5 protein-coding genes and 1 tRNA gene are annotated in these 4,937 nt (G+C 70.9%); 4 read left to right on the forward strand and 2 right to left on the reverse strand.

Translation table 11 applies throughout. The features are described from left to right. The first annotated feature begins 90 nt into the window (after positions 1-90). The 3 genes from J0695_RS24585 to J0695_RS24595 all read left to right on the forward strand — a co-directional run bounded on the left by J0695_RS24585 (position 91) and on the right by J0695_RS24595 (position 1,253). Entirely contained in the window at positions 91-447 is a 357-nt protein-coding gene (locus tag J0695_RS24585) for a DUF8844 domain-containing protein (RefSeq protein ID WP_206965189.1), read from the forward strand. Positions 448-556: 109 nt separating this feature from the next. Beyond that, entirely contained in the window at positions 557-1,189 is a 633-nt protein-coding gene (locus J0695_RS24590) for a bifunctional DNA primase/polymerase (RefSeq protein WP_206965181.1), read from the forward strand. Continuing rightward, positions 1,180-1,253 (forward strand) — tRNA-Lys (locus tag J0695_RS24595). The genes J0695_RS24590 and J0695_RS24595 overlap by 10 nt, the downstream gene beginning before the upstream one ends. Before the next feature lie 71 nt (positions 1,254-1,324). Here J0695_RS24595 and J0695_RS24600 read toward each other — a convergent pair. Further along, complete coding sequence (locus J0695_RS24600) at positions 1,325-2,575, reverse strand: M6 family metalloprotease domain-containing protein (protein WP_372445824.1); 1,251 nt, start codon at positions 2,573-2,575, stop codon at positions 1,325-1,327. 317 nt (positions 2,576-2,892) lie between these two features. Between J0695_RS24600 and J0695_RS24605 the strand changes: the two genes are divergently transcribed. Continuing rightward, on the forward strand, positions 2,893-4,680 hold the full coding sequence (locus J0695_RS24605) for a putative bifunctional diguanylate cyclase/phosphodiesterase (RefSeq protein ID WP_372445823.1): 1,788 nt from the start codon (positions 2,893-2,895) through the stop codon (positions 4,678-4,680). A gap of 43 nt (positions 4,681-4,723) precedes the next feature. Here the strand turns inward: J0695_RS24605 and J0695_RS24610 are convergent. Further along, a partial coding sequence (locus J0695_RS24610) for a carbohydrate-binding protein (RefSeq protein WP_242553132.1) occupies positions 4,724-4,937 on the reverse strand: 214 nt, incomplete at its 5' end.

Below are 4,937 nucleotides of genomic sequence, written 5' to 3' on the forward strand. Positions count from 1 at the left end.
GACAAGCGGCCGCAGGCCGCGTGCGGCCGTCTTGCGCTCGGCTGGACAATGGACGGTGGCCAGAACTGTCCCACCCAGGAGGAACCGCGCATGCCGGACCCCGGCCCCGACCAGAGCGAGCACCTGCGGCGCATGCGCCCCGCGCCCCTCATCTTCGAGCCCTCGGAGGCGGCCACCGACCCCGAGCACTTCTTCGACCTGGAGTCGATCGACGATCCCGCGGCCCTGCTCAGCCGCGCCACCGAGCTCACCCTGGCGTTCCGCGCCGCCGGCGACCGCGCCACCGAGTTCCAGGCCGTCGCCGCGGCCCAGCTCGCCGACCCCCGCCGTTTCGACCGCCTCACCGCGGCCGACATCGCGGAGCGCGCCCAGTGGACGGAGGACTACGCGAAGAAAATGATCGACTTCGGCCGGGACCTTCTGAGGAACGGAACCTCTGGCCACTAATAGCTGATTGGCATATGCCGGTTCGCAAGATACTCCCCGCCGTCCCGCCCTGTCCCGGTTTCCGCCAACCCTCAGAAACGGAACCGTCACAGCCGGTAGATCTAGTTCCATGAGCGACGTCTTCTCCCTCCTCCGCGACCGCAACCACGACAGCGCCCGGCACCAGGCCGGCGAAGTGACCCCGGCCGGTGCCGCCTGGCTCGCCTCCGCCGCCACCTACCCGCGCTCCACGCTCTCGCTCTGGGAGTCGCGCCCTGTCGCCCCGGTCGTGCTGCCCTGCGGCTCCGCCTTCGACGTGGTCAATGTGCCGTCCATGTTCGGGCGCCGGATGCTGGACGCCTTATGGGCGGAAGGACCCGGCTGCGGCCCTGTCGCCACCCACCGGGGCCGGATGCTGCTCTTCACCGCCCCTGGGACGGCCCAGCGCCTGCCCTCGCTCCTGGAGTGGGAGGAATGGGGGACCACGGGGCGCGACGGACGGGAGACCGCGGTGCCGCCGCTGCTCTGTCACGGCACCGGTGACGCCGTGACCGTACCCTCGCCGACCAGCACGGACGGCCCCTCGGGAGCGCGCTGGGTGGTCGCCCCCGACACCCGCCACCCCTGGCTCCCCGGCCCCGAGGTGATGCTCTGGGCGTGTGTGCGCGCAGCCCGTGCCAGCGCGTCGCCTGCGGTGCGGATATCGATTTTTCCTCACGCCGATCAGGATGCTAAGGTCTACGACGTCACCAGGCGCCGTTAGCTCAGTTGGTTAGAGCAGCTGACTCTTAATCAGCGGGTCCGGGGTTCGAGTCCCTGACGGCGCACAGACAGAAGAAGCCCCTCGCAGGTTCACCTGCGAGGGGCTTCTTCGTACGCTCATGAACACGGACACGGGCTACAGCGCGCCTGGCGTGATCCTGACCGTCCAGGCCCCCGACAGCGTCCGGTCCGTCACCTGCACCTTCGTCCCGTCGTCCGGCACCGTGAAGGTCTCCCCGACCTGCAGCGGCGCATCGGCCAGCGGCGGATAGACCGACTGGTCCCAGCAGGCCGCGGTCCGCGGATGCGTGTCGATCACCTCGACGGGCCCGCCGCCCGATTCCGTCCCGGCCCGCACCCGGTACAGGAGCACGCCCTCGGTGCAGGTCGACCGGTCGTTGCCGGTGGACGACCTGGCCTCGATGGCGATGGCGCTGTCGTCCCCGGTACGTACGACCGCGAGCCGCGTCCCTCCCGCGCCCCCGCCGTGTGCGGGCAGCTCCTCCAGGGACTCCAGGGTCAGCCGTCCGCCGCCGCCCCGCTGTACGCACGCCACCTGGCGCGGGTCCAGCCAGCCCAGCTTCCACTTGTGCCAGCCGAAGAAGTCGGGGGCAAGACCGAACTGGCTGCCCATGACGTCCCAGTCGCCGACGTAGGTGTCCCAGTCGCCCTTGCCGTCCGTCGGGCGGTGGTAGAGGTCCGGCAGGTCGAAGACGTGACCGGTCTCGTGGGCCAGCACATTGCGGTCCGGCGGGTGCTGTTCGAAGACGGTGACCAGGCGCTTGAGGTCGTGGCCGTCGGCGCGCATCGGGGAGTCGAAGTTGACGACCTTCGTGGCGTCGGAGTCGACGCCGGGGGCGTCGGGGTCGGCGACCAGATAGACGACGTCGTACTGGCCGAAGTCGACCGAAGGGTCGGCTGCGGCCACCGCGTCCCGCAGATAGGCCGTGCGCCGGGCGGCGTCCCAGTCGCGCTGTATGTCGTACGACTCTGCGGACTTCGGCATCCGGATCCACTTCTTCAGCGGATGCGGGCGCAGCGTGAACTTCCCGTACGAGGCGCGCTCGAAGAAGCGGCTGGTGGCGGGGAAGTAGTCGGCCGCGAGCTCCGCCGGGGTGGACAGGGGCTCCGAGTCCGGGAAGGACAGGAAGATCATGACCGCGTCGAGGGTCTTGTCAGGGCGCGCGTAGGACGGATTCCAGCTGTCCACGCCCAGCGAGTGGTGCGCGCCGGTGCGTGGCAGCGCGCAGGGTCCTGCCGCGGCCGACGAGGCCACGGCGGGGCCCGCCGCCAGGGTCGTGGCAGCGAGCGCCAGCAGGGAAGTGAGGACGGCCGCCGTACTGCGCAGGCGACGGTCCACTCCCCCGGGTGTCGGGTGACGCTCCACGTCGACCTCCGGGTAACGGATGCGGAACACCCCACCCACACTGTGGTGATTTGCGGCATTTCGCACTGTTCCGATGCCCCAGTCGGGTGACTGGCCGAACATCACGGCCCTTCACGGAAAGTCACAAACGAACACAGGGGGGAGCAGCCTCGACCAGACCCGTGCAGAAACGATCGACCGCGAGCACAGGGTGCTCCGCATCACGGCGGGAGTACGGTGGCGGAGCTGGAACGGCCCGTGTGCCAGCCTCTATGATCGGCACACTTTCCTCGCTGGATTCCATCTGTACGAGAACAACTGCCCTGCGGGAGCGAGCGGTGAGCGGAACCTCCGACGTACCGAGCCCGGCGACCGGTACGCCCCGTGCACCCCGGCTTTCGGTTACGGAGCGCGACTATCGCGCCGCCTTCCACGCCGCCCAGCTCGCGATGGCCGTCGTCGACCACGAGGGCCTGCTCGTCGCCGCCAACGACGCCCTCGCCGCGCTGCTCGGCACCGACGCCGCCGCACTGGCCGGGACGCCCGCCGCCGACCTCGTGGACCTGGCCGCGGACGCCCGCACCTGGCACGCCTACCGCGAGGTGCTGCGCGGCCGGCGCTCCCGCTTCCGCTGCACCCGGCGCCTCAAGCACCCCGACGGGCACTCGCTCTGGGCCGAGATCAGCGTCGCCCCCGTACCCGACAGCTCCAGCGTGCTGGTCTCGGTCGCCGACATCAGCGACCGGCGCGAGCTCCAGGCGCGCCTGCGCCATCTGCAGATGCACGACCCGGTGACCCGGCTGCCCAACCGCACCCTGTTCTTCGAGCGCCTCTCGGCCGCCCTCGACCCCGCCGGCTACGGGCACAGCGGCACCGGCAGGATCGGTCTCTGCTATCTGGACCTCGACGGCTTCAAGGCGGTCAACGACACCCTCGGCCACGGCACCGGCGACCGGCTGCTCAGCGCCGTCGCCGCCCGTCTCACCGCCTGCGCCGACCAGGCGGGGAACGTCCGGGGCGGCGGCCATCTGGTCGCCCGGCTCGGCGGCGACGAATTCGCGCTGCTCGTCGAGGACTCCACGGGTACGGAACAGCTCGCCGACCTCGCCCGCTCGGTGCTCGTCACCCTCCAGGAGCCCTTCGACCTGGCCGGCCAGCGGCTCTCCGTGTCCGCGTCGATCGGGGTGGTGGAGCGGGTCACCGCCGGAACCACCGCGACCGGCCTGATGCAGGCCGCGGACACGACGCTCTACTGGGCGAAGGCGGACGGCAAGGCCCGCTGGACGCTCTTCGACCCCGAGCGCAACGCCCACCGGATGACCCGCCAGGCGCTCACCTCCACGCTGCGGCCCGCCGTCGAGCGGGGCGAATTCGCCCTGGAGTACCAGCCGTTGGTCAGCATGGAGGACGGAGCGGTGCGGGGCGTGGAGGCGCTGGTGCGCTGGATGCACCCGCAGTTCGGCATGCTCGCGCCGAATCGGTTCATCGGAATTGCCGAAGAGGACGGCTCTATCGTCCAGTTGGGCCGCTGGGTGCTGCGGACCGCCTGCCGCCAGGCCAGACAGTGGCAGCTCGGCCACCCGGACGACCCGCCGCTGTTCGTGAGCGTCAACGTCGCGGTGCGCCAGGTGTGGGACTCGGATCTGGTGGCCGATGTGGCCGGCATCCTCAGGGAGACCGGACTCGCCCCGGAACTGCTCCAGTTGGAGCTGACGGAGTCCGCCGTGATGGGCTCGGCGGGACGCCCCTTGCAGGCCCTGCAGGCGCTCAGCGACATGGGCGTGCAGATCGCCATCGACGACTTCGGGACGGGTTACTCGAACCTGGCCTACCTCAGCCGCCTGCCCGTCTCCGTACTGAAGCTGGACGGGTCCTTCGTGCGCGGCTTCCAGTACGACGAGGGCGGCGCGCACCCCAACCCGGCCGACGAGGTGATCGTCGAGACGCTGGTCCAGCTGGCGCACCGGCTGGGGCTGACCGTCACGGCCGAGTGCGTGGAGACGCCGGAGCAGGCCGCGCGGCTGCGGCGGATCGGCTGCGACACCGGGCAGGGGTGGCTGTACTCGCGTGCGGTCGCGCCGGACAAGATCGACACGATGATCGGGGTCAGTCCGCTTCCGGTCTGACCCCGGATCACCGTGCCCCTGTGGGGGGAATCAGGTGGTCAGGTCAGCAGGCGCCGAGGTCGGTCCAGACACCCCACTGGCCCGTGGTGCCGGGGATTTCGCCCTGGGTCCACCACTGGGCCTTCCAGGTGTGACCGCCGTACGAGACCTGCGCACCGCCCGTGTACGCCACCGTCGAGTTCCAGGCGGCCGCCGTGCAGCCGGCCGGAGGGGTCACCGTCGCCGTGGGGCTCGGGGACGCCGTGGCGGTGGGGGTC

This window comes from Streptomyces beijiangensis (genome assembly GCF_017315755.1).
Classification (GTDB): Bacteria; Actinomycetota; Actinomycetes; order Streptomycetales; family Streptomycetaceae; genus Streptomyces; species Streptomyces beijiangensis.

Bases quoted from the DNA above. Each gene is read 5' to 3' on its own strand.
- J0695_RS24585 (WP_206965189.1), top strand. From the start codon at position 91: ATGCCGGACCCCGGCCCCGACCAGAGCGAGCACCTGCGGCGCATGCGC.
- J0695_RS24590 (WP_206965181.1), top strand. From the start codon at position 557: ATGAGCGACGTCTTCTCCCTCCTCCGCGACCGCAACCACGACAGCGCC.